This window comes from Streptococcus oralis (assembly GCF_001579175.1).
Taxonomy (GTDB): domain Bacteria; phylum Bacillota; class Bacilli; order Lactobacillales; family Streptococcaceae; genus Streptococcus; species Streptococcus oralis_O.
Window position 1 is genome coordinate 18,485 of sequence record NZ_KQ970760.1, and the last position, 26,465, is coordinate 44,949.

Below are 26,465 nucleotides of genomic sequence, written 5' to 3' on the forward strand. Positions count from 1 at the left end.
ATAAACCCAAGGTCAAATTAAAAACAAATCATCATCAAGGAGGACAACACTCATGACCAATGAACAAGAAGAACAACTGATCATCATCCTTTCAGACTTTATTCCAATCATGGATGGAGACAGAGTTCAAGGAGTATCGCCAAACGCTAAAGACTTGACTCGCCAAAAAGTTCTGGAGCAACTAGAGGAAGAACAGTCTCAACTACCTGAAGGAGATCCTGCTCTTTTGGAGTGGGAAGAAGAAAATATTGAGCTACTCAAGATGATTACAGATGAAGAATTTCAAGCTGTACTCACAGAAAAAATCTTACTGACAGAAATACAAATTGGGCAGTCGATTTTCCAGCCTCTAACTGCTCAACAACTTTCTGTCCTAGCTGAAAAGTTACAAGGTCAGAAAGAAAAAAGTGTAGAAAATAGTGATAAGCAATCATCTATTTTCAAAAACATCTTCAGTTGGTTGCGATAAATTGTTAGAGGTTGTACTCCAAAAGATATAGGAAAGGGGCTTGGGGATTCCCCCAAAACTGAGAAAATCAAGAAGGAAAACTACAAGGTTCTCCTTCTCTGATTTTTTTTAAATTTCGCAAATGGATATCCATTTGCTACGCTTGCCGGAAGGAAGTCAGGGGCTGATGCCTGGTCAGAAAATGCCAGAAATTTTGAGAGAAAGAGGATAAAAAATAATGCAGAAACGAGAAAATAGAAAACGCTATATACAAAAATTGATTCGACTAACACCAGAGGAGGATCGTCAAATTAAAAAAGCGATGTCCCAAATGGGAGTTCCATCTTTTCAATACTATGCGAAGAATCAATTGGTGCAAGGAAAGGTGGTGCAAATTGATTTTTCTGAATTGAAAGATCTTCGAGTTGCCATCAATAGGGTTGGGACGAATATCAACCAAATTGCCAAGCAGGCTAACGAAAATCAAGGCGTTACGCCAGAGGAAGTGGCACAAGTTATTGACTATCTATCTGAGTTGAAAGAGATGGTGGCTGCTAAACTTTCTAGCGCAGAAAAACAGAGTCTACAGGAACGGAAACGAACGGTAAGGAGTGATATAGAAGAATGGTAGTTATTAAATCTCCAACTCAAATTAAAACACCAGCTAATTTGAAGAGAGCTGTTAATTATATTCTGAATGAAGCGAAAACCCTTGTATCAGGAACTGCAGAAAGTGATCTTGATTTTCCTCTTGTCTATCATGATGGTGAGCTTCAAATGAAGCTAGTATCTGGCAATGGAATCTCTGATTTTAGTGTAGCAGATGAAGAAATGGTCATGACAAAATTGGCCGCAGCCTTTAAAAAAGGAGATGACGACTTGAAAGAATTATCTTCAGGAAAACAAGTATTGGCTCATCACATTATCCAGTCTTTTTCTCCAGACGATAACTTGACTCCTGAGCAGGTTCATGAAATTGGCCGTCAAACGATGTTAGAATTGACAGGTGGAAATTATGAGTTTGTGATCGCAACCCACACGGATAAAGATCATCTTCATAACCATATCATACTTAATACCACCAATACCTCAACGCTCAAGAAATTTCGCTGGGAAAAGAAAACCTTAAAAAATTTGAGAGCCATTTCGGACAAACATGCGGCACGATATGGCGCTAAAATTATTGAGCCTACTATGAAAAATTCTTATACAAAGTATTCTGCTTGGCGGAGACAAAATAATTATCGGTTTGAAATCAAGGAACGTCTTGATTTTCTTCTGAAGCACTCTTTGTCGTTAGAAGATTTCAAACAAAAGGCAGCTGCGCTTAATCTTCAGATTGATTTCTCTGGAAAATTTGTGAAGTATAAATTGCTGGATCAGCCCCAACAAAGAAATGTCCGAGATGATACATTATCGAAGAAAGGACTCTATTCTCTTGAAAAAATAAAAGAGAGAATTTCTAAGAATCAGTTAGTTTTTGATGTGGAGGAATTGAAAGAACAATATCAAAAATCAAAAGAAAAGACGGCAAATGATTTTGAATTGAAATTGGAAGTGGAAACCTGGCAAGTCGAACAAGAAAGCAAGCAAGGCATTTACGTACAGATGGATATGGGAGCTTTAAATAGTGGTACCATTTTAATACCTTCTCATAAAGTTGATAAAAATGAGGATGGAAATTACACGATCTATATCAAAGAGAAAGACTATTTTTATTTTCTCAATCCAGATCAATCACAAAAAAATCGGTACATGATGGGCTTGACTGTCGCAAGACAATTAGCCAAACAAAATGGCGAAACACTCGTAACTAAAAACGCTCAAATTTCCTCTATGCGTGAACTGATTAAGGAATATAATTTCTTAGTCGAGCACGGCGTGACAGATGGAGCACAATTTCAACATTTGGAGGAGCGCTTCAATGAAAAGATAGAGGCTACTCAGGAGGAATTAAGACAGCTATCTGCTCGACTTGGACGTTATCATAAAATTGAAGGAGCACTTTTAGCCATCCAGCAATCTCCAGAAAATAGTCTTGCGGCGGTACAACTATTGGATGATTTAGGAGTTCCAAAAGATATGGGACTGGAAGATGTCAGTCAACTGATCAAACAATTCCAAATTGAAAAAGGAGCCTTACAAGAGTTCTTTGATGATACTCTAAAACATTACACAGATTATAGAGATATTAAGGAGCATGTGCGTAGTCGTGAAGAGAAAGTTGACCGACATTTTGAAGATGAAAAAACCTTGTAAAAGTTTCTGATGTTTTCAATCTAGTCATGATTTCAGTACAATAGAGAGTATGTTTAGATTTGATGAAAAAGAATTTGTCGCAGAACTAGATCGCAAACGTGAGCAGCAATTCCTGAAGCGAGTAAGAGATTATGACGAGCAGATAGCTCCTTCCATGAGACTGAAAGGGTATAAACGAATAGACAGTACCGAGAGGACAGTTGTCTTCACATTTGGAGAGATGACCTTTTCTAGGAATCGCTGGCGAAAGGGAAAGAAAAGCTGTTATCCTGTAGATGAGTGGCTAGGTTTAGAAAAGTATATGCGTTATTCTCCAGAGTTGATTTTTCACATGGCAAAACACGCTTCTGTTTTATCCTATCGTGAAGTTTGTCGAACAGTTAAGATGGCTTATCGCCTGGAGATAACAAAGGACGCTGTTTTGAAGTCTGTAAAAATGGCAGGTAGACTCTTTTCAGAGAGGGAACGCTATCGGCTTTTTAGAGGTGATGAGCAACCGAAAAAAATCCAGGCAGATAGAATCTACCTGGAGGGAGATGGTGTGCTCGTCAAGACAACATCAAGCAATGATGAACGACACAATACAGACTTAGCCCATTTTCTGATTCATACGGGAGCGAAGAAGATTGGAAAAAATCGTTATGTACTCGAGAATAAGCATGAAATTATCCATACAAGTCATGAGCAAGCAAAGGAAGAATTGATAGACTATCTCTACAATCATTTTGAAATTACTGATCGAACTCTTCTTATCACTAACTCGGACAATGGTATAGGATATACTCGAAGAGTATTTCAAGAAATCAAGAAAGCTCTACGGATTAAACGTCATGAGCATTTCTGGGATGCCTATCATGTCAATGAAGAACTTAAACGATTCCTGAAGCCGTACCCGTCTACACTACTTGATCTTGCTTTTAAGGCTATCAAAAATCATCAGAAGAGCCTGCTTCAGACCGTACTAGATACAGTTGAATCTCTCATAGAAAGCCAGGAAGCTCTTGATAATTTTTACAATTTTCGTAAGAAATTATTAAGAAATTTCTGTGACACTAGGCCACCTAAACTTAGAGGATTGTCCTCACGTGGTATCGGGGTAATGGAGAGTCAGCACCGAAAGGTCACTTACCGCATGAAACATCGAGGGATGTATTGGTCCATCGAAGGGGCTTCTACCATGGCCAAGATGATTCTTATTGAGCGAATTGATCAGCTACACGAGCTGTTTTTTGGAGCTTGGAGACAAGAGTATGAGGAATTTAGGGATTCGGGATTAGGCGCAGGGTTTCGTATTAACCATAGGCCACACAAAGCTGTTATCAGAAAAAGAGGGCATAAATAATACAAAAAGGCAGACAAAAGCCTCTAAAAAAAGAATTTTTAGAGGTCTTTTTATCATGTTTTTATACAAAACAGTTGCTTTTTTGCCTAATGTGTGTTACAATAATAGAGTAAATATAAAAAAGAAAAAGGTGTAGAAGCAGCAACTTCTACACCACCGATTAAGACAAACCAACACTTTGCTTAATCAGCCAAACAATATTGTAGCATAAATAGTGCAATATAGTCAAGGGCTGGAGTAAAGTAAGGAACTTTTTCCAGTTTTTTTGTCTGAAAAATCTCGCTTTCTTATTGAGTTATAAGGATATTTGATTATTCCCAAAAATTTAGACACAAACAAAGTCTCCGAATTTCCTTGCCAAAATAGAGAAAGTGTGATAACATAGTACGGTATGTGGTGCTAGCACATCCGCTATATTAGATCTAATAGGAGGAAAACACAATGGCTAAAGTATGTTACTTTACAGGTCGTAAGACTGTATCAGGAAACAACCGTTCACACGCGATGAACCAAACAAAACGTGCCGTAAAACCAAACCTTCAAAAAGTTACTGTTCTTATCGATGGTAAACCTAAAAAAGTTTGGGCTTCAGCTCGTGCTTTGAAATCAGGTAAAGTTGAACGCGTTTAATAAAAATGAAAAGACCTAACTGGTCTTTTTTTTGCTCTAAGGATAAAACCATTTGAAAAATAGAGTAAATATCCGCCGATACAGCATTCTGCTTTTACACTTGGGCTGAAATATGATAAAATAGAGTATCAACAATTTGAGGTAAAAAAAATGACTGTAAAAATTAATACAAAAGATGGTCAAATCGAACTGACAGATGAAGTGATTGCAACCGTTGTAGGTGGTGCAGCAACTGAGATTTTTGGTGTGGTCGGTATGGCTAGTAAAAATGCCCTCAAAGATAATTTCCAAGCCCTTCTTGGTAAGGAAAATTATGCAAAAGGCGTCGTCGTAAAAGCAGCCGAGGATGGCAGCATTGCAGTTGATGTTTATACCGTGTTGAGCTACGGAACAAAGATTAGTGAAGTCTCAAAAAACATCCAAGAGAGCGTTCGTTTTAGTTTGGAAAACCAACTAGGAATTACTGCTCAGACTGTGAATGTCTACATTCAAAATATCAAAGTTGTAGGAGAATAATCGTGTCAAAAATTACTACCAGCTTATTTCAAGAGATGGTGCAGGCTGCATCAACTCGTTTGAATAAGCAAGCAGAATATGTCAATTCATTAAACGTCTTTCCAGTTCCAGATGGAGATACTGGGACAAACATGGGAATGACCATCGAAAATGGTGCCAAAGAAGTAGCAGACAAGCCGGCTTCTACAGTTGGAGAAGTGGCGAGCATTCTTGCTAAGGGGCTCTTGATGGGTGCGCGTGGAAACTCAGGAGTTATCACGTCTCAACTTTTCCGTGGCTTCTCTCAAGCTATCAAAGATAAAGACGAGTTAACAGGTCAAGACTTGGCTCTTGCTTTCCAATCTGGTGTCGAGGTAGCCTACAAGGCTGTTATGAAACCAGTCGAAGGAACTATTTTGACAGTTTCTCGTGGTGCTGCCATTGGTGCCAAGAAAAAAGCGGAACAGACAGATGATGCTGTTGAGGTCATGCGTGCAGCCTTGGAAGGCGCGAAAGCAGCTCTTGCCAAAACGCCAGACATGCTTCCAGTTTTGAAAGAAGTTGGTGTTGTGGACTCAGGTGGTCAAGGTTTGGTCTTCATCTATGAAGGATTCCTTTCAGCTCTTACTGGTGAATACAGTGCGTCTGAAGACTTTGTTGCTACTCCAGCGAATATGGGTGAGATGATCAATGCAGAACACCACAAATCTGTAGCCGGACATGTAGCAACTGAAGACATTACCTTTGGTTACTGTACTGAAATCATGGTTGCCCTCAAACAAGGTCCAACTTATTCTAAAGAGTTTGACTACGAAGAATTCCGTAACTACTTGAATGACCTAGGGGATTCTCTTCTTGTCGTCAACGATGATGAAATCGTCAAAGTCCACGTCCATACAGAAGATCCAGGTCTTGTTATGCAAGAAGGCCTTAAATATGGTAGCTTGGTCAAGGTTAAAGTCGATAACATGCGTAACCAACACGAAGCTCAAGTAGAAAAAGAAGCTCAAGTCAGCAAGCCAGCTGAAGAGAAGGAATACGCCCTTATCGCAGTAGTAGCAGGTCAAGGCTTGGCAGATATCTTCCGTGCCCAAGGTGTGGACTATGTCATCGAAGGTGGACAAACCATGAACCCTTCGACAGAAGACTTTATCAAGGCTGTTGAGCAAGTCAATGCTCGCAACATCATCTTCTTGCCAAACAACAAAAATATCTTCATGGCGGCCCAATCTGCTGCAGAGGTATTGGATCAACCAGCAGTAGTGGTAGAAGCTCGTACTCTTCCTCAAGGATTGACTAGCCTTCTTGCCTTTGATCCAAGCAAGTCTATCGAAGAAAACAAAGAACGTATGACTGCAGCTCTTGGTGATGTAGTCAGCGGTAGTGTAACAACAGCCGTTCGTGACACGACTATTGATGGTTTGGAAATTCATGAAAATGACAATCTTGGTATGGTCGATGGGAAAATCCTCGTGTCAAACCCGGACATGCATCAAACTTTGACTGAAACTTTGAAACACATGCTAGACGAAGATAGTGAAATCGTGACTTTCTATGTCGGTGAAGATGGAAGTGAAGAATTGGCCAATCAAATCGCCCAAGAAATCGCAGAAGAATTCGAAGACGTTGAAGTCGAAATCCACCAAGGTCAACAACCTGTTTACCCATATCTTTTCAGTGTGGAATAATCGTGAAAATTGAATGAAAATAACAGAAGGAAGCTGAACTGACAGCTTCCTTTTTCTATGCAATTTGACCTACCAATAAATTTATATTGAAACAAACCTTCTATTGGAAATTCTAATTACGATAGGTTATAATGATAAAGCTGTTATATTAGATTAAGTATGAATATAAAGGAGAAATGATGAAGAAAAAATTTTTTAATCAATCTTTTTCCCGCTTTTCGATTAGAAAGTTAAGTGTTGGGACCTGTTCGGTATTGCTAGGAACCTTTATGGTCATGGCTACTTCACTAGTGCAAGCAGATGAAGCTCAAGTCAACAATAAGGAACTGCAAACCCAGGCGGAAATTCAACAGAAGGAAAAAAGTGCTGAGAATGGACAGGAAGTCATTTCTGAACCTCAAAAAGAGGTAACACAGAACGAAGCAGTTAAGGACCAGAAGGATAAAACTGAATCGTCCAAAACAGAAGTATCTGAACCAGTCGCTCAGAGCCAACCAGTTTCACAAGTTGATAATACGAAGGAAGCGAGTCAGCCTTCTTTAGATGAGGAGAAAAAGCAATCTCTAGAATCAACTCAAACTGAGCAGAAAAGCAAGGAAGAAAGCGGACCTAGCGGAAAAACTTCTTCTAGACGCAAGAGATCGCTAGATGAAGTCAATGCTGCATTTCAAGCTCATTCGCCAATCAAAGATATCCATGCGGTAGATAGTGTCCGTGAATCCTTGGCCTTTAGTATTACTGGACACGAAGCAGACTATTCTGGTGGGTATATCAAAATTCATTTCCAAAATGGGAAAGCGATTAAATTGACCCCTTCTCCTGTCGGTGGTGTAAAGTTCAGTCAAGAAAAAATAAATGGAGACCTTGATTTAAAGATAGAACCCGTTAATCTGAGAGGTGGAGCAAACTATAACTTCGTCTATACTTTTCAGATAGATCCTTTGACTCAGAACTGGGGAGGTGCTGTCCAAGCCATTGGACCAGACCACAAGGTGACCGCAACTGCTAAGCTCTATGATAAAACTGGCAATGTCCTCAAAGAACTTGGAAGTATTGAACACACATGGAAAGTCTTAGAAAACGGGGTAGGTGGTCTGACACCAATGTCTAACCATCAGGTCATTGGCTACGATCGAAATAATGATGGTATCGTTGACGATGATTCGTCGGTTGTATCCTACTATCTATTTAATGGTGCGAAAGATCCTAAGAATAATACGGCAAGAAATGATTACTTCAACTATGGGAATGGTGTCTTTGATGGTCGTATGATCAATGGTATGGGGATTAGTGATGTCGGAGGGCATATCATTGATCCTGTCACTTCTTATACCTATAATATAGAGTTAAAAGAAGGTTATGAATTGACAGATGAAGCGAAAGCTCTGGGTTGGACTGCTGATGCGACGGGTTATCATTTGACGATTAACAGAGCTAACAATCCACTTCAAGATATTAATAACAATAAAAATAAGCTCATTCCAATTTCTTTCAAGTTAAAGAATGCCAAAGTAGCAGATATCAATAGAAAAGCGCAAAAGCTAACTGTGACGGGTATCTATACAAAAGCAGATGGGACTAGTTATCAAAATACGGCTGTTCTCCCCTATACTCTCTTTGTTCAAAAAACTGATCAGCCAGAGTCTTCTCTCTTTGAATCTAGACACTATAATCAGTCTGACTCGGAGATGATTCGTTCCTATGGTGAAACAGAATACCGTTCTTATGTTCGACTCTCATCGGTCGCTGAGGTTGAAAGAGATTATCCTATCAATGACTACACGGTCACCCATAAAATACAGGATTCACGAGAGTCTTATCGAGAAGTCAATGCGATTGAGGATCGTTATTGGAATGAATTTTTCTCCTCACCGGATGCATCCGTAGAAGTATACAATAAAGCGACAGGTGAGTTGTTAGGGACTTTTAATAGTAACACCCGTAGTCTACGATTGACGGAAGAGCAAGATGTGAAGGAGCTGGAGTACAAGTTTAAAAATATCAAGATGAGGAAGTCCTCAACCAATGATACTTCGGCATTTTTTTTCCAGACAAAAACACGCTTTAATAATTGGGAAAGTCTCTATAAAGACTCGACGATTAGTAAGTTGGATTCTAGAACGGATTTCACTTTTAACAATACTCGTAACACTGTTTCTTTCTCTCAAACGGCTTCAGCCGAATTGACGCGTGTTATCCAGCAAATTTCAATGGTTGGACGCCGTCGGACAGATGTCTTCAATCGACACACAGATGCTTCTGGTTTTAAAGAAGATTTTATCACAACGACTGCTGGTAGAAATACACCTACCCAGAATTTCGCAAATTTGACGGGAGTTTACCATCTGGCTTATTTGGCTGATCCACAATTAAACTTTAGTGGAAACCTTAATTTTAAGGTCTATTATAATTACAAAGATACTGGAAAAACTCTCTACTATGCTCAAGTAAAGGGAACCCCAGACTCCCCTATGCCCCCAACGCTTTTGAAGTTGGAAAACAAGACGATTCCGAATGGGACCTATACCTATAAAGCAATTGCTTTCTGGGATGAGGAACTTCCAGATGTTCAAGCTCAGAATGGTTTTGACTTAGGAGAACTAGATGGTATTACTGTTACTTCGAAAAATTCGACCTCTCATGACTTCAATGTGATCGTACAGGCTTCAGAAGCGAGCGGTGTCTACTCTGAAGTGAAGAGAGCTACAAATCAACACTTTGCCTATAATACTCAAGAACATTATCCTGGTGATGAGATTGATTTCAGAGTGACCTATAGAAACGCAGCGAAACAGCCTGTTTCAGACGTTTATGTTTTATCATCCTTGCCGATGAAAGGTGATAAACAGCTAGAATCCAGAAATCGTGGTTCTGAATTTACAGTGAGTCTGACAAGAGCTCTAACACCACCTTCAGGCTGGGAGGTTCAGTATAGTCGCACGGCGGGTACTGCTGCAGAAATTAATGCTTCACAATGGCTCACAGCAGAACAGGTGTCGGATTGGTCGGAGATTCGTGCAGTTCGTTGGCATTCGACTGCACCGGTTGCTGCTGGAAGTAGGGTTCAGTTTCCTATCGATGGAGCAGTTATTGGGCAAGATACTGTTTCAGGTGCTACGGCTTATCTTTCTTCGGCTCTGGCAAATGGCAGTTCCAGGTACACTGAGTCCAATAATGTTTCAATTCAAATGTCCACCAAACTGTCATCTGCAAGCTTTACTTTTGTGGATGTAAACGATCCGTCTAAGGAAGTGCAGCTAGGACAGGTAGACACAGTTGTAGGCAAACCCAACGGACCAATTTCTTATGACCCTGCTCGTCGAATTAAGGAATTAGAAGATGCGGGGTATGAACTGATCAGTAATGATTTTACAGATCATACCTTTGGTGACTCGGCTAGTCCAAAACAATTCAAGTTTCAGTTTAGACATAAGGTTATAGAAGCAATCGAAACTGTCCGTGGGACTCGCGAAATTAACTATGAGTATTACAGAAAGGCAAAAAATCCTGATTTATCGCTTCTTCCTCCCAGACATGTAGAATCCCATTCGTTTACCCGAACGAAGAGAATCGATCAGGTTTTGGCAAAACTGCATCCAAATGATGCGACAGCAGGTGTGACTTACTCAGACTGGTCTGCAGACCAAACTTGGTCTCAGGTGATTTCGCCTGAAATTCCTGGCTATTATCCAGGTGAAGATATTGACGCAAATACAATGTCGGGAGATGAGGCTCTTGATCAATATTCGATTAGTGCGATAAATCCGAGCGATGAAGATTTGGAAAAAGAATTCTCTTGGGATAGGTTGGTGTATTATGTTCCCCTTCCAGTTGTCCCTTCAGCAAGTGCAGCGAAATCTAAAGGCCTTCAAGGGCAGAAGCAGCTAGCAACGATTCACTTTGATGACGATAGAGCAAGCGAGAGCGAGGTTCACTTTACAAAAGGGACAACAACCATTAATGGAGCAAAGAAATCCGTCGAACTAGTCCAAAGTAGTGTTTTTCTTTATGATGAAAATGGGCAAAAGGTAACTTCGCTAACCATTGCCGACCAAGGGACGTACAATTTAGATCTTGTAAATAAAACAATTGTCTTTACTCCACTGAAAACCTTCTATGGTCCGGCAACTCCAGTTCAAGTTGGAGTGGTTGATAAAAATGGAGAGTCAGCTCTAACGACCTATACCCCAGTTGTTGAGAAAGTAACTCCGACTGGTACTGGTGATAAGACAGAGGGTCTGCAAGGCCAAGTCCAAGAAGGTAAAGTGACTTTCACCCCAGGCCATGACTCAGTTCCATTCCCAGTAGATTCGACTCCACTATTTGACAATGGTACAGCTGTGAAAGAAGTGGTAAGTGTTGGTAAGTTCGAAGTGACTGCGGACGGCAAGGTGACCTTCACGCCAGATAAGCAGTTCAAGGGTGAAACGCCAGAGCTTGAATTGACTCGAGTGGATGCCAACGGCACTCCTGTTACAGTCAAGTACCAAGCTGTGGTGAAAGAAGTCACTCCAACCAGCACTAACGCAACAAGTACAGGTCCTCAAGGACTTCCACAAACAGGTACCCCAACCTTCACAGAAGGTAATCCATTGGTTCCAATTGATGATACGAAACCAATGACTTTCGAAGATGGACAGTCAACGAAAACCGTTTCAGGTGTAGGTGAATACAGCATCAATCCAGATGGCTCTATCACCTTTACGCCAGAAAAACAATATGTTGGTACTCCAGCTCCAGTCACAGTCAAACGTGTAGATAAGAACGGTACAGAGGTTACTGCGACTTATACACCAACAGTGACTAAGGTCACTCCTACAGGAACTGGCGCAACCAGCACAGGTCCTCAGGGTGTTCCACAAACCGGGACTCCAACGTTTGCTGGTGGTGATCCACTGGTTCCAATTGATGAAACAGTTGAGCCAACCTTCGCAGATGGAAGCAAAGAGAAATCTATTCCAGGTCAAGGGACTTACACGATTGCGCCAGACGGAACAGTAACCTTCACTCCAGACAAGCAGTTTGTCGACAAACCAGCTCCAGTCACAGTCAAACGTGTAGATAAGAACGGTACAGAGGTTACTGCGACTTATACACCAACAGTGACTAAGATCACTCCTACAGGAACTGGCGCAACCAGCACAGGTCCTCAGGGTGTTCCACAAACTGGTACCCCAACCTTCCAAGGTGGTGACCCACTTGTTCCGATCGATGAAACAGTAGAGCCAACCTTCGCAGATGGCAGCAAAGAGAAATCTATTCCAGGTCAAGGAACTTACACGATTGCATCAGATGGTACAGTGACCTTCACTCCAGATAAGCAGTTTGTAGGTAGTCCAGATCCAATAACGGTTAAACGTGTGGATAAGAACGGTACTCCAGTTACTGCGACTTACAGTCCAGAGTTTACGAAAGTAACACCAACTGGTACTGGTGATAAGACAGAAGGCCTTCAAGGTCAGGTCCAAGAAGGTAAAGTCAGCTTCACCCCAGGTCATGATTCTGTTCCATTCCCAGCTGATTCAACTCCACTATTTGACAATGGTACAACTGTGAAAGAAGTGCCAAATGTTGGTAAGTTCGAAGTGGACGCAGACGGTAAAGTGACCTTCACCCCAGATAAGCAGTTCAAGGGTGAAACACCAGAGCTTGAATTGACTCGTGTGGATGCCAACGGCACTCCTGTTACTGTCAAGTACCAAGCGGTGGTGAAAGAAGTAATCCCTACAGGAACCGGTGCAACCAGCACAGGTCCTCAGGGTGTTCCACAAATGGGCACTCCAAGCTTCCAAGGTGGCGACCCACTTGTTCCAATTGATGAAACAGTAGAGCCAACCTTCGACGATGGAAGCAAAGAGAAATCTATTCCAGGTCAAGGAACTTACACGATTGCACCAGACGGAACTGTAACTTTCACTCCAGATAAACAGTTTGTTGGAAACCCAACTCCAGTCACAGTGAAACGTGTAGATAAGAATGGCACTCCAGTTACTGCGACTTACAGTCCAGAGTTTACTAAGGTGACTCCAACTGGAACTGGTGCAACCAGCTCAGGTCCTCAAGGTGTCCCACAAACAGGCACTCCAAGCTTCCAAGGTGGTGATCCACTGGTTCCAATTGATGAAACAGTAGAGCCAACCTTCGCAGATGGCAGCAAAGAGAAATCTATTCCAGGTCAAGGAACTTACACGATTGCATCAGATGGTACAGTGACCTTCACTCCAGAAGCTAATTTTGTAGGAAAAGGAACAGGCGTAACGATTCTCCGCAAGGATAAGAACGGTACCCCAGTCACTGCAAGCTATCGTCCAACAGTTGTAGATCCATCTATTGGTCATGACACAGCTTCTACAGGAGCAAAAGGCCAACCTCAAGTGGCAACACCAACGTTTGAAGGACATATCAATCCGACTGTACCACCAACATTTGAGGATGGTAGCACGACTATGGTCGTTCCAGGTGAAGGAAGCTACACAATTGATAAAGATGGTAAGATTACCTTTACTCCAAAACCAGATTTTGTTGGTAGAGCCAAAGGATTGGTTGTGAAACGTTTGGATATGTATGGAAATGTAGTTACTGCTCGCTACACACCAACTGTCCTTGGACAAACACAAGTGAGTGATGCGACATCAGAAGGTCTTAAAGGTCAAACTCAGACTGGTAAACCAAACTTTACAGGTGATGTCGATCTGACAGTTCCGCCAACCTTTGAAGATGGAACAACTGAAAAAGTCGTTCCAGGTCAAGGAACTTATGTAATCTCACCAGATGGCACCGTCACCTTTACTCCTGAGGCAGACTTTATAGGACAAGCAAAAAGTGTGAAAGTGATCCGTAAAGATCGCAATGGAAATATCCTTTCAGGATTCTATACTCCAACAGTAGTAGAACTTCCAGAGCAAGTGAAGCTGTCTGATAAAAAAGAACTTTCAGTACCTGATTCGAAACCAGATCAATTGACGCAAAACATCTCTGTAGAAAAAAATCAACTTCCAAATACCGGAAGTCAAGAAGATGGTTTGAAAAATCTAGGAATTCTGACAGCCCTAACAGGTGCCATGACACTTGGATTGCTAGCTAAAAAGAAACGAAATGATGGATCAGACTAATCATTTTTAAGAACCGAGAAATCGGTTCTTTTTTTATGACATTTGTCATATTTCCTAGTGACAGAAGCATCTAGCTACGCTAACTTCAAAAGATTATAATTGAAGTATGAAATGGGGGAAGAAATGAAAAATAAAATGATTGTCACAGTGAGTTTAGTAGTAGCAGGAGTTATGACCTATCTCATGTTTTCAGGATTGGACGAGGGTTTCTACCATTTTCCTTGGGAGCTCTTTGCTGGCTTTGGAATGATGTCTTGGCTTGTCAGAGAAGGTTTGAAATTAGTCAGAGATGTGAAAAAGGAGTTTGAGGAATGAAAAAAGCAATCATCTATTTCTTTATCGGCCTGTCACTCTTGCTATGGTTAGTGGAAATGTTTACTGGTTGGTTTGACCAAACCGTGCTTCGCCAAATTATTCGTGGTGCTTGGGGTTTTGGATTTATGATTTTCGTCGTTTTCCCTATGGGAATGGAGTGGTTGAAAGGAGAATCTCATGACTGTGATTAAAGTTGAGAAATTAAGTAAGAAAATAAAAGACAAGGAAATCCTGCGGAACATTTCTTTTGAAATCAACGATGGTGAATGTGTTGCCTTGATCGGGCCTAACGGAGCAGGAAAAACAACCTTGATTGATTGCCTCTTGGGCGACAAGTTCATGAGCTTAGGTCAGATAGCCATTCAAGGGTTTGCACCAACAGATCCTCGATTAAAACAGCTTATTTCTATCTTACCTCAAGAAAATACGGTGGTTCAAGACTTGAAAGTGAAAGAACTCTTATCCTTCTTTCAATCAATCTATCCAAACAGTCTCTCCAATCAAGAAATTGATGACTTGCTGAGATTTTCGGACAAACAGAAGAATCAGCTAGCGGGCAAGTTGTCTGGTGGGCAAAAACGTTTGTTCTCTTTCGTGTTGGCACTAATAGGTCGTCCGAAAATTCTATTTTTGGACGAACCAACTGCTGCCATGGATACCTCGACACGTCAGCATTTTTGGGAAATTGTCAATCAGTTAAAGAAAAATGGTGTCACCATTGTCTACTCTTCTCACTATATCGAAGAGGTAGAACATACGGCTGACCGCATTTTGGTTCTCCACAAGGGTGAATTGATTCGCGATACGACACCTTATGCCATGCGTGGTGAAGAACAAGAAAAGCACTTTACGGTGCCTCTAACCTATCAGGATTTTGTTAGTACCTTGACTATGGTTCAAGAGATTGAAATCAAGCAAAATGCTCTTTCCTTCACCACCAAAGAAGCCAGCCAGGTATGGGAAGCCTTGCAAGAACAGGGCTGCACGATCGAAGAAATTGAAGTTCGCAACCGAACTCTCTTAGATAGTATCTTTGAAACGACTCAAGACTAAAGGAGATTGACGATGAAAAATATGACAAGTCTCATGAAAGTGGAAATCATTCTGATGAAACGGCAAGCCGTCTACTACTTGCTGTCCATCGGACTCCCAAGTGTGTTTTACCTTATCTTTTCTGGTATGATGTCAGGGTCAGATATTCCGGAAATTGTTCTTCAAGCCTATCTTTTTGCCATGACGCTCTTTAGTATCATGTCAAGTGCCTTTTTCAGTATCCCTAGTACACTCGAATCTGACAAGACGAACAACTGGCAAAAATTGATTCAACATTCTCCAGTTTCTATGGTAGAATATTATGTATCAAAGCTGTTCAGTACTTTGCTGACTTTCTTGTTATCAATTATAGTTGTCTTTTCAGTTGGTCATTTTGTCCGTGGAGTGACTCTACCTTGGCTTGACTGGTTGGTGATTGGAGTTATGTTGCTGGTCGGAAGCGTGGTCTTTATCAGTATGGGGGTCTTGGTGAGCTTGCTACCCAGTGCTCAACTGATGACGGTTGTTGGAAATATTGCCTATATTGCTTTGGCTGTCCTAGGTGGACTGTGGTTCCCCTTGGATTCCTTCCCAGAATGGCTTCAATCTATTGGAAAGCTGACTCCAACCTATCAACTGATGCAGGTCATCTCTACTTATTTGGAACACCATGAATTTAACATTCTTGCTGCCTTGGTTGTACTAGGTTATACAGTTTTCTTCGGTGTATTGGTCATTCAACTGAAAAAACGGATCGAGGTAAAATAAATCTATGTTGGAAAAATTTAAAAACATTCATTATATGTTTCATATTTCAATAGTGTTTATCATCTTTCCTATAGCGGGTGTCATCGTTGGAGAGTACCCGCTTTTAACCTTGCTATGGACCCTACTATTTGTCCTTGCCTTCTACTCGGTTTTAATCAGTCAGAATCGCACCGTGCAGTGGCTGGCCTGGTGGATCATGCTTGCCTACATTTTTTACAGTTCCATCTGGCTAAATGCGAGCTTCGCTTGGTTTATCTTTTATTTATCTAATCTCCTTATTTATGAGCTGGATGAGGTTTCTTTTCACTCTTGGCGTTTTGTCAGTTTTGTTGTCTTACAACCGCTGATTTTGACAGGGATTTACATGGTCGATCAAGTTAGTCCCTGGCACCTCCTCTTTTTCTTGGTGACCTTTATCGTTTCTGATGCCTTGACCTTCGGTCTTTATCGGATTCAGGTATCTGAACAGATAAAAGAAGAAAAGATGAAACAAAATGCCAAGCTCAGTCTTTTCTTGGCTGAAAATGAACGCAGTCGTATTGGTCAGGATCTCCATGACAGTCTGGGGCATACCTTTGCTATGTTGAGTGTGAAGACGGACCTTGCCCTCCAGCTTCTTCAAATGCAGGCCTATCCTCAAGTGGACAAAGAATTAAAAGAAATTCATCAGATCAGTAAAGAATCCATGAATGAAGTTCGTACAATTATCGAAAATCTTAAAACAAGAACCCTTGCCTCCGAATTTACGACTGTGAAAAAAATGCTGGAAATTGCAGGGATTGAAGTCCAAATCGAACACCAATTAGATACTGCTAGCCTAACTCAGGATTTGGAGTCAACGGCTTCCATGATTTTGCTTGAGTTAGTGACCAATATCATCAAACATGCTAAAGCGTCTAAAGCTTTTTTAAAAGTAGAACGAACAGAGAAAGCACTCGTTTTAACAGTGAGAGATGATGGCTGTGGCTTTCCTTCTCTAAAGGGGGATGAACTCCATACAGTCCGAGATCGTGTCCTTCCATTTTCGGGAGAGGTAAAGGTGATCAGTCAGAAACATCCGACTGAAGTGCAGGTTCGGCTACCTTATAAGGAGAGAAATTAAGATGAAATTACTTGTTGCAGAAGATCAAAGTATGTTGCGAGATGCCATGTGCCAGTTGCTCATGTTTCAACCAGATGTAGAGACTGTCCTACAAGCCAAGGATGGCCAAGAGGCAATCCAACTCTTAGAAAAAGAGTCTGTGGATATCGCCATTCTTGATGTAGAGATGCCTGTTAAGACTGGCCTTGAAGTCTTGGAGTGGATACGAGCAGAAAAGTTAGAAACAAAGGTAGTTGTGGTGACAACCTTCAAGCGCCCTGGCTATTTTGAACGCGCGATTAAGGCTGGAGTGGATGCCTATGTTTTGAAAGAAAGAAGCATTGCAGACCTCATGCAAACCTTGCACACTGTCCTAGAAGGACGCAAGGAGTATTCGCCTGAATTGATGGAGGTGGTGATGACGCATCCCAATCCATTAACAGAGCAAGAAATCGCAGTTTTAAAGGGAGTCGCTCAAGGATTGTCTAATCAAGAAATTGCAGATCAGCTTTATCTATCAAATGGAACCGTCCGAAACTATGTCACCAATATTCTTTCCAAGTTAGATGCTGGTAATCGAACAGAGGCAGCCAACATTGCAAAAGAATCTGGTTGGTTTTGATAAGAAAGGTAAAAATATCTCAAACGAACGCTTAATTGAATGAAATCAATAACTGAATTTAGGAGGCCAATGAGCTTCCTTTTCTTTGTGAAAAAAGCGGTGAAAGCTAGTGTCAAAGAGTTAAAAGATCAGAATAAAAATAAAAATATCTTGACAATGAAGGAAAAATTGTGTTACAATAATAGACGGTACTTTTTACTTTTGGTCTCTCAAAAGTGTACAGGGACGTGCTGACAAATGTTGCAAAAGTACACACAGATGGTAGCTGTCACCAAGTGTATCATCACCAAAAATAAAAAAACACAGGAGAATGTAGATGCCTACAATTAACCAATTGGTTCGCAAACCGCGTAAATCAAAAGTAGAAAAATCTAAATCACCAGCTTTGAACGTTGGTTACAACAGTCATAAAAAAGTTCAAACAAACGTTTCTTCACCACAAAAACGTGGTGTAGCAACTCGTGTTGGAACAATGACACCTAAAAAACCTAACTCTGCCCTTCGTAAATTCGCTCGTGTACGTTTGAGCAACCTTATCGAAGTTACTGCCTACATCCCAGGTATCGGACACAACTTGCAAGAGCACAGCGTGGTGCTTCTTCGCGGTGGACGTGTAAAAGACCTTCCAGGGGTACGTTACCATATCGTCCGTGGTGCACTTGATACTGCAGGTGTTAACGATCGTAAACAAGGCCGTTCTAAATACGGTACTAAACGTCCGAAAAAAGCATAAGGAAAGGGGATAAAGAGAAATGAGTCGTAAAAATAGAGCTCCAAAACGTGATGTATTGCCAGATCCGCTTTACAATTCACAACTAGTTACTCGTCTTATCAACCGCGTTATGCTTGACGGTAAACGTGGTACAGCTGCTTCAATCGTTTACGGTGCTTTTGAGCAAATCAAAGAAGCTACTGGTAACGATGCACTTGAAGTATTTGAAACAGCTATGGAAAACATCATGCCTGTACTTGAAGTACGTGCACGTCGTGTTGGTGGATCTAACTACCAAGTCCCTGTTGAAGTTCGTCCAGAACGTCGTACAACACTTGGACTTCGTTGGTTGGTAACAATCGCTCGCCTTCGTGGTGAGCACACAATGCAAGACCGTCTTGCAAAAGAAATCTTGGATGCTGCGAACAACACTGGTGCAGCTGTTAAGAAACGTGAAGACACTCACCGTATGGCTGAAGCTAACCGTGCCTTCGCACACTTCCGTTGGTAAAATAGGATGCGAAAGCGTTAAGAAAGTCCCAGAGAAAATAGGGAATCGAAGCAGGTTGCGATTGCAACCAATGAGATTCATCTTTTTCTCCAGACTTTTAGCTTGAGCTCAACTAGATCATGATACTAAGAGCGGCAAAGGCCCAAGGCAAAAATAGGAAACTGATGCAGTGTTCCGTGAACACAAAGCAGTTTATCTTTTTTGTACCGGGCCTCGCTCGGGGTCAAATCAGTTAACTTGAGCTTCTAGCCCGAGTTCAATTCAACTTGTATACAAGTTGAAACCAACAAAAACAAGATAAACATTGAGAACGGGTAGGTCCTGCCTATCCGTTTTTATTAAAATCGTGTTATAATAGAATAGAAATTAAAATAAATAGGAGAAACAAACCTCATGGCACGCGAATTTTCACTTGAAAAAACTCGTAATATCGGTATCATGGCTCACGTCGATGCCGGTAAAACAACAACTACTGAGCGTATTCTTTACTACACTGGTAAAATCCACAAAATCGGTGAAACTCACGAAGGTGCGTCACAAATGGACTGGATGGAGCAAGAGCAAGAACGTGGTATCACTATCACATCTGCTGCGACAACCGCTCAATGGAACAACCACCGCGTAAACATCATCGACACACCAGGACACGTGGACTTCACAATCGAAGTACAACGTTCTCTTCGTGTATTGGACGGTGCGGTTACTGTTCTTGACTCACAATCAGGTGTTGAGCCTCAAACTGAAACAGTTTGGCGTCAAGCAACTGAGTACGGAGTTCCACGTATCGTATTTGCTAACAAAATGGACAAAATCGGTGCTGACTTCCTTTATTCAGTAAGCACACTTCATGACCGTCTTCAAGCAAACGCACACCCAATCCAATTGCCAATCGGTGCTGAAGATGACTTCCGCGGTATCATCGACTTGATCAAGATGAAAGCTGAAATCTATACCAATGACCTTGGTACAGATATCCTTGAAGAAGACATCCCAGCTGAATACCTTGACCAAGCTCAAGAATACCGTGAAAAATTGGTTGAAGCAGTCGCTGAAACTGATGAAGACTTGATGATGAAATACCTTGAAGGTGAAGAAATCACTAACGAAGAATTGAAAGCTGCTATCCGTAAAGCGACTATCAATGTTGAATTCTTCCCAGTATTGTGTGGTTCTGCCTTCAAGAACAAGGGTGTTCAATTGATGCTTGATGCGGTTATCGACTACCTTCCAAGTCCACTTGATATCCCAGCGATCAAAGGTATCAACCCAGATACAGATGAAGAAGAAACTCGTCCAGCATCTGACGAAGAGCCATTTGCAGCTCTTGCCTTCAAGATCATGACGGACCCATTCGTAGGTCGTTTGACATTCTTCCGTGTATACTCAGGTGTTCTTCAATCAGGTTCATACGTATTGAACACTTCTAAAGGTAAACGTGAACGTATCGGACGTATCCTTCAAATGCACGCTAACAGCCGTCAAGAAATTGACACTGTTTACTCAGGTGATATCGCTGCTGCCGTTGGTTTGAAAGATACTACAACTGGTGACTCATTGACAGATGAAAAAGCTAAAATCATCCTTGAGTCAATCAACGTTCCAGAACCAGTTATCCAATTGATGGTTGAGCCAAAATCTAAAGCTGACCAAGATAAGATGGGTATCGCCCTTCAAAAATTGGCTGAAGAAGATCCAACATTCCGTGTTGAAACTAACGTTGAAACTGGTGAAACAGTTATCTCTGGTATGGGTGAACTTCACCTTGATGTCCTTGTTGACCGTATGCGTCGTGAGTTCAAAGTTGAAGCGAACGTAGGTGCTCCTCAAGTATCTTACCGTGAAACATTCCGCGCTTCTACTCAAGCACGTGGATTCTTCAAACGTCAGTCTGGTGGTAAAGGTCAATTCGGTGATGTTTGGATTGAATTTACTCCAAACGAAGAAGGAAAAGGATTCGAATTCGAAAACGCAATCGTCGGTGGTGTGGTTCCTCGTGAATTTATCCCAGCGGTTGAAAAAGGTTTGGTAGAATCTATGGCTAACGGTGTTCTTGCAGGTTACCCAATGGTTGACGTTAAAGCTAAGCTTTACGATGGTTCATACCACGATGTCGACTCATCTGAAACTGCCTTCAAGATCGCGGCTTCACTTGCCCTTAAAGAAGCTGCTAAATCAGCACAACCAGCTATCCTTGAGCCAATGATGCTTGTAACCATCACTGTTCCTGAAGAAAACCTTGGTGATGTTATGGGTCACGTAACTGCTCGTCGTGGACGTGTAGATGGTATGGAAGCTCACGGTAACAGCCAAATCGTTCGTGCTTACGTTCCACTTGCTGAAATGTTCGGTTACGCAACTGTACTTCGTTCAGCATCACAAGGACGTGGTACTTTCATGATGGTATTTGACCACTACGAAGATGTACCTAAGTCAGTACAAGAAGAAATCATTAAGAAAAACAAAGGTGAAGACTAATCAGTCCTCGCTCTAGAAGGAAGTCACTTGCTGGCTTCCTTTTTTATGCCTTTCTCAAGCATCTTGTATGTCTATATTTGCAAAATGAAAGAAATCTAGTAAGGATTTTAGAAAGTCTATTTACTAAGAAAATAGAGAAAGTTAATAAATGAAAGTTAATAAAGAATCCGATTTTGTTTAAATTGTTAATAAAAATTAGAAAAACATTCATAAATACACTCTTAGATAGAAAATTCAGAAAATTGATACTTTTGTCTTGAAAATATTTGAAAAAATGGTATGATAGTAACAAGCTATTTTTTTAAGAGAAGAGAAAGGGGAACAATGGAGAAAATCAGTTTAGAATCTCCTAAGACGGGGTCGGACCTGGTTTTGGAAACACTTCGAGACTTAGGGATTGATACCATTTTTGGTTATCCTGGTGGTGCAGTCTTACCTTTATATGATGCGATTTATAATTTCAAAGGTATTCGTCACATTTTGGGTCGTCATGAGCAAGGCTGTTTGCACGAAGCTGAAGGCTATGCCAAATCAACTGGAAAGTTGGGTGTCGCAGTCGTCACAAGTGGGCCAGGAGCAACAAATGCTATTACAGGGATTGCGGATGCCATGAGCGATAGCGTTCCCCTTTTGGTCTTTACTGGACAAGTCGCTCGAGCGGGAATTGGGAAGGATGCCTTTCAGGAGGCGGATATTGTCGGTATTACTATGCCCATTACCAAGTACAATTACCAAGTTCGTGAGACGGCTGACATTCCTCGTATCATTACGGAAGCTGTTCATATCGCGACCACAGGTCGTCCAGGTCCAGTCGTGATTGACTTGCCTAAGGATGTATCGGCTCTTGAAACAGACTTCATCTATTCGCCCGAAGTGCATTTACCAAGTTATCAACCGACGATAGAACCAAATGACATGCAAATCAAGAAAATCTTGAAACAATTGTCTAAGGCTAAGAAACCTGTTTTGTTGGCAGGTGGCGGTATCAGCTATGCAGAAGCTTCTAAAGAACTGAATGAATTTGCTGAACGCTATCAAATTCCAGTTGTTACCAGTCTTTTGGGACAAGGTACAATTGCAACAAGTCATCCACTCTTCCTCGGAATGGGAGGCATGCATGGTTCTTTCGCAGCTAATATTGCCATGACCGAGGCAGATTTTATGATTAGTATTGGTTGCCGTTTCGATGACCGCCTGACTGGAAATCCTAAGACCTTTGCTAAAAATGCCAAGGTTGCTCATATCGATATTGATCCAGCAGAGATTGGTAAGATTATTAGTGCAGACATTCCAGTGGTTGGGGACGCAAAGAAAGCCTTGCAGATGCTACTAGCAGAACCAACTGTTCATAACAATACTGAAAAGTGGATTGACAAAGTTACTAAGGACAAGAACCGTGTTCGTTCTTATGATAAGAAAGAACGTGTGGTTCAACCGCAGGCAGTCATTGAACGCATCGGTGAGTTGACGAATGGAGATGCCATTGTTGTCACAGACGTAGGGCAACACCAAATGTGGACAGCTCAGTATTATCCTTACCAAAATGAGCGTCAGTTAGTCACTTCAGGTGGTTTGGGTACCATGGGGTTCGGAGTTCCTGCAGCTATCGGAGCCAAGATTGCCAATCCAGAAAAAGAAGTTATCCTTTTTGTTGGTGATGGTGGCTATCAAATGACAAACCAAGAGATGGCTATTCTCAATATCTATAAGATTCCGATTAAAGTTATCATGCTAAACAATCATTCACTAGGAATGGTGCGCCAGTGGCAGGAATCCTTCTATGAGGGTAGAACTTCCGAGTCAGTCTTTGATACACTTCCTGACTTCCAGCTGATGGCACAGGCTTACGGCATCAAAAACTATAAATTTGATAATCCAGAGACGATAGAGAAGGATCTAGAAGTCATTCTAGAGGATGTGCCCATGTTTATCGAGGTGGATATTTCTCGTAAGGAACAGGTCTTACCGATGGTACCAGCTGGTAAGAGTAATCATGAGATGTTGGGGGTGAAGTTCCATGCGTAGAATGTTAACAGCTAGATTGCAAAACCGTTCAGGAGTTTTGAATCGTTTTACAGGTGTCCTTTCTCGTCGTCAAGTCAATATTGAGAGTATCTCAGTTGGTGCGACAGAGAACCCCAATGTATCTCGCATCACCATCATTATTGATGTGGCTTCTCATGATGAAGTAGAGCAAATCATTAAACAGCTCAATCGTCAGATTGATGTGATTCGCATTCGAGATATCACAGATAAACCACACTTGGAAAGAGAAGTTATCTTGGTGAAGGTATCTGCTCCTGCTGAAAAGCGTGCAGAAATCTTGGCCATTATCCAACCTTTCCGTGCAACGGTAGTAGATGTGGCTCCAAGCTCAATCACCATCCAGATGACAGGAAATGCTGAAAAGAGTGAAGCTTTATTGCGAGTGATTCGACCATATGGTATTAAAAATATCGCTCGTACGGGTGCAACTGGATTTACCCGCGACTAATACTCTTAGTATAAAATCCAGCATAAATTTGTTAAACCAGCCTATAAGGCAATAAAAATAGAAAAGAGAGAAAAACTATGGCAGTTCAAATGGAATACGAAAAAGATGTTAAAGTAGCAGCGCTTGATGGTAAAAAAATCGCCGTAATCGGTTATGGTTCACAAGGACATGCGCATGCGCAAAACTTGCGTGACTCAGGTCGTGATGTCATCATCGGTGTGCGTCCAGGTAAATCTTTTGACAAAGCAAAAGAAGATGGATTTGACACTTACACAGTAGCAGAAGCAACTAAATTGGCTGACGTTATCATGATCTTGGCACCAGACGAAATCCAACAAGAATTGTACGAAGCAGAAATCGCTCCAAACTTGGAAGCTGGAAATGCAGTTGGATTTGCTCATGGTTTCAATATCCACTTTGAATTTATCAAAGTTCCTGCAGATGTAGATGTCTTCATGTGTGCTCCTAAAGGACCAGGACACTTGGTACGTCGTACTTACGAAGAAGGATTTGGTGTACCAGCTCTTTACGCAGTTTACCAAGATGCAACAGGAAATGCTAAAAACATTGCTATGGACTGGTGTAAAGGTGTTGGGGCAGCTCGTGTTGGTTTGCTTGAAACAACTTACAAAGAAGAAACTGAAGAAGATTTGTTTGGTGAACAAGCTGTACTTTGTGGTGGTTTGACTGCCCTTATCGAAGCAGGTTTTGAAGTCTTGACAGAAGCAGGCTATGCCCCAGAATTGGCTTACTTTGAAGTTCTTCATGAAATGAAATTGATCGTTGACTTGATTTATGAAGGTGGATTCAAGAAAATGCGTCAATCTATTTCAAACACTGCTGAATACGGTGACTATGTATCAGGTCCACGTGTGATTACTGAGCAAGTGAAAGAAAACATGAAAGCTGTTTTGGCAGATATCCAAAATGGTAAATTTGCAAATGACTTTGTGAATGACTACAAGGCTGGTCGTCCAAAATTAACTGCTTACCGTGAACAAGCAGCTAACCTTGAAATTGAAAAAGTTGGTGCAGAATTGCGTAAAGCAATGCCCTTCGTTGGTAAAAACGACGACGACGCATTCAAAATCTACAATTAATTCTTGTAAAGAAAGACAGAAGGCGAGTTGGGGGTACCTAACTCGTTTTTTATCTTGAAAAGTATTTGAGGAGGAGACAATGCTAAGTGCAAAAGATGTGGTGAAAGCCCACAAAGTTTTGAGTGGTGTAGTAGTTGATACACCACTAGAATATGATCATTATTTATCAGAAAAATACCAAGCAAAAATTTATCTCAAAAAGGAGAATGCGCAACGAGTTCGCTCTTTTAAAATTCGTGGAGCCTATTATGCCATTTCTCAACTATCAAAAGAAGAACGTGAGCGTGGTGTAGTCTGTGCCTCTGCGGGAAATCACGCTCAAGGTGTCGCCTATACTTGTAACGAGATGAAGATTCCTGCAACGATCTTTATGCCCATCACAACACCGCAACAAAAGATTGGGCAGGTTCGCTTTTTTGGTGGAGAGTTCGTGACAATCAAGTTGGTTGGGGATACATTTGATGCTTCTGCTAAGGCAGCACAAGAATTTACATTGACAGAAAACCGCACCTTCATCGATCCTTTTGATGATGCGCATGTTCAGGCTGGTCAAGGGACTGTAGCCTATGAAATTCTTGAAGAAGCCCGTAAAGAGTCTATTGATTTTGATACAGTACTTGTACCAGTAGGTGGTGGTGGATTGATTGCCGGTGTTTCAACTTACATCAAGAAAACCAATCCGACCATTGAAGTGATTGGGGTAGAAGCTAATGGTGCTCGCTCTATGAAAGCTGCCTTTGAAGCTGGGGGACCAGTTAAGCTCAAAGAAATTGATAAGTTTGCTGATGGGATAGCCGTACAAAAGGTTGGACAATTAACCTATGAAGCGACTCGTAAGAATGTTGAAACGCTGATTGGGGTGGACGAGGGATTGATTTCTGAAACCTTGATTGATCTTTATTCCAAACAAGGTATTGTTGCAGAACCAGCCGGAGCTGCCAGCGTTGCAGCCTTGGAAGTTTTATCAGACTATATCAAAGGCAAGACGATTTGTTGTATCATTTCTGGAGGAAATAACGATATCAACCGCATGCCAGAGATGGAAGAACGTGCCTTGATTTACGATGGAATCAAGCATTACTTTGTAGTGAATTTCCCACAACGTCCAGGAGCTCTACGAGAGTTTGTAAATGATATTTTAGGGCCAAATGATGACATCACTCGTTTTGAATATATCAAACGAGCAAGCAAGGGGACGGGCCCTGTCTTGATCGGGGTAGCTCTTGCCAATAAGCATGATTATGCTGGATTGATTCATCGAATGGAAAAGTTTGACCCATCTTATATTAATTTGAATGGGAACGAAACGTTGTATAATATGTTAGTTTAAGCTAAAATAAAATTCTTATCATATTATTTGCGTAATAATGATGATGGTGCT

The 26,465-nt window shown here is 41.4% G+C and carries 21 protein-coding genes; all 21 read left to right on the forward strand.

The genetic code is table 11. From position 1 onward, the window contains the following. Positions 1-52: 52 nt before the first annotated feature. Positions 53-469 carry a hypothetical protein gene (locus tag SORDD24_RS04440; protein WP_042768467.1) on the forward strand — a complete coding sequence of 139 codons (417 nt, stop codon included), beginning with the start codon at positions 53-55 and terminating at the stop codon, positions 467-469. 217 nt (positions 470-686) lie between these two features. Next, positions 687-1,079, forward strand: a complete 393-nt coding sequence (gene mobC / locus SORDD24_RS04445) for a plasmid mobilization relaxosome protein MobC (RefSeq protein WP_196757270.1) — start codon at positions 687-689, stop codon at positions 1,077-1,079. Next, positions 1,073-2,707, forward strand: a complete 1,635-nt coding sequence (locus tag SORDD24_RS04450) for a relaxase/mobilization nuclease domain-containing protein (protein WP_061407951.1) — start codon at positions 1,073-1,075, stop codon at positions 2,705-2,707. The genes mobC and SORDD24_RS04450 overlap by 7 nt, the downstream gene beginning before the upstream one ends. 49 nt (positions 2,708-2,756) lie before the next feature. Beyond that, positions 2,757-4,049, forward strand: a complete 1,293-nt coding sequence (locus tag SORDD24_RS04455; RefSeq protein ID WP_061407954.1) for an ISLre2 family transposase — start codon at positions 2,757-2,759, stop codon at positions 4,047-4,049. A gap of 441 nt (positions 4,050-4,490) precedes the next feature. Beyond that, positions 4,491-4,679: a 50S ribosomal protein L28 gene (rpmB, locus tag SORDD24_RS04460; RefSeq protein ID WP_001140948.1), complete on the forward strand. Its 189-nt coding sequence runs from the start codon at positions 4,491-4,493 to the stop codon at positions 4,677-4,679. Positions 4,680-4,829: 150 nt separating this feature from the next. Then, on the forward strand, positions 4,830-5,195 hold the full coding sequence (locus SORDD24_RS04465; protein ID WP_000216432.1) for an Asp23/Gls24 family envelope stress response protein: 366 nt from the start codon (positions 4,830-4,832) through the stop codon (positions 5,193-5,195). Between the two features lie 2 nt (positions 5,196-5,197). After that, positions 5,198-6,862 carry a DAK2 domain-containing protein gene (locus SORDD24_RS04470; RefSeq protein WP_061407957.1) on the forward strand — a complete coding sequence of 555 codons (1,665 nt, stop codon included), beginning with the start codon at positions 5,198-5,200 and terminating at the stop codon, positions 6,860-6,862. A gap of 176 nt (positions 6,863-7,038) precedes the next feature. Next, entirely contained in the window at positions 7,039-13,974 is a 6,936-nt protein-coding gene (locus tag SORDD24_RS04475) for a YSIRK-type signal peptide-containing protein (RefSeq protein WP_061407960.1), read from the forward strand. Between the two features lie 111 nt (positions 13,975-14,085). Continuing rightward, positions 14,086-14,289, forward strand: a complete 204-nt coding sequence (locus tag SORDD24_RS04480; protein WP_061407964.1) for a hypothetical protein — start codon at positions 14,086-14,088, stop codon at positions 14,287-14,289. Continuing rightward, complete coding sequence (locus SORDD24_RS04485; RefSeq protein WP_061407968.1) at positions 14,286-14,480, forward strand: hypothetical protein; 195 nt, start codon at positions 14,286-14,288, stop codon at positions 14,478-14,480. The genes SORDD24_RS04480 and SORDD24_RS04485 overlap by 4 nt, the downstream gene beginning before the upstream one ends. Further along, positions 14,467-15,342, forward strand: coding sequence for an ABC transporter ATP-binding protein (locus SORDD24_RS04490; protein WP_061407971.1), 876 nt, complete (start codon positions 14,467-14,469; stop codon positions 15,340-15,342). The genes SORDD24_RS04485 and SORDD24_RS04490 overlap by 14 nt, the downstream gene beginning before the upstream one ends. Positions 15,343-15,354: 12 nt before the next feature. After that, positions 15,355-16,089, forward strand: coding sequence for an ABC transporter permease (locus tag SORDD24_RS04495; protein ID WP_061407973.1), 735 nt, complete (start codon positions 15,355-15,357; stop codon positions 16,087-16,089). 4 nt (positions 16,090-16,093) lie between these two features. Continuing rightward, complete coding sequence (locus tag SORDD24_RS04500; protein ID WP_061407975.1) at positions 16,094-17,191, forward strand: sensor histidine kinase; 1,098 nt, start codon at positions 16,094-16,096, stop codon at positions 17,189-17,191. A 1-nt stretch (position 17,192) separates the two neighbouring features. Beyond that, the gene (locus SORDD24_RS04505; protein WP_061407978.1) at positions 17,193-17,792 is read left to right on the forward strand and encodes a response regulator transcription factor; all 600 of its coding nucleotides are present in this window, start codon (positions 17,193-17,195) and stop codon (positions 17,790-17,792) included. 316 nt (positions 17,793-18,108) lie between these two features. Beyond that, positions 18,109-18,525, forward strand: a complete 417-nt coding sequence (gene rpsL / locus SORDD24_RS04510) for a 30S ribosomal protein S12 (protein ID WP_001142333.1) — start codon at positions 18,109-18,111, stop codon at positions 18,523-18,525. A 19-nt stretch (positions 18,526-18,544) separates the two neighbouring features. Further along, positions 18,545-19,015: a 30S ribosomal protein S7 gene (gene rpsG, locus SORDD24_RS04515; protein ID WP_000087873.1), complete on the forward strand. Its 471-nt coding sequence runs from the start codon at positions 18,545-18,547 to the stop codon at positions 19,013-19,015. A 393-nt stretch (positions 19,016-19,408) separates the two neighbouring features. Beyond that, positions 19,409-21,490 carry an elongation factor G gene (gene fusA / locus SORDD24_RS04520; protein WP_000090339.1) on the forward strand — a complete coding sequence of 694 codons (2,082 nt, stop codon included), beginning with the start codon at positions 19,409-19,411 and terminating at the stop codon, positions 21,488-21,490. 324 nt (positions 21,491-21,814) lie between these two features. Next, the gene (locus SORDD24_RS04525; RefSeq protein ID WP_061407981.1) at positions 21,815-23,515 is read left to right on the forward strand and encodes an acetolactate synthase large subunit; all 1,701 of its coding nucleotides are present in this window, start codon (positions 21,815-21,817) and stop codon (positions 23,513-23,515) included. Further along, positions 23,508-23,984, forward strand: coding sequence for an acetolactate synthase small subunit (gene ilvN, locus SORDD24_RS04530; protein WP_001253813.1), 477 nt, complete (start codon positions 23,508-23,510; stop codon positions 23,982-23,984). Before SORDD24_RS04525 ends, ilvN begins: the two co-directional genes overlap by 8 nt. 77 nt (positions 23,985-24,061) lie before the next feature. Next, the gene (gene ilvC / locus SORDD24_RS04535) at positions 24,062-25,084 is read left to right on the forward strand and encodes a ketol-acid reductoisomerase (protein WP_000290683.1); all 1,023 of its coding nucleotides are present in this window, start codon (positions 24,062-24,064) and stop codon (positions 25,082-25,084) included. A gap of 79 nt (positions 25,085-25,163) precedes the next feature. Continuing rightward, the gene (gene ilvA / locus SORDD24_RS04540) at positions 25,164-26,414 is read left to right on the forward strand and encodes a threonine ammonia-lyase IlvA (RefSeq protein WP_061407984.1); all 1,251 of its coding nucleotides are present in this window, start codon (positions 25,164-25,166) and stop codon (positions 26,412-26,414) included. The last annotated feature ends 51 nt before the right edge of the window (positions 26,415-26,465 follow it).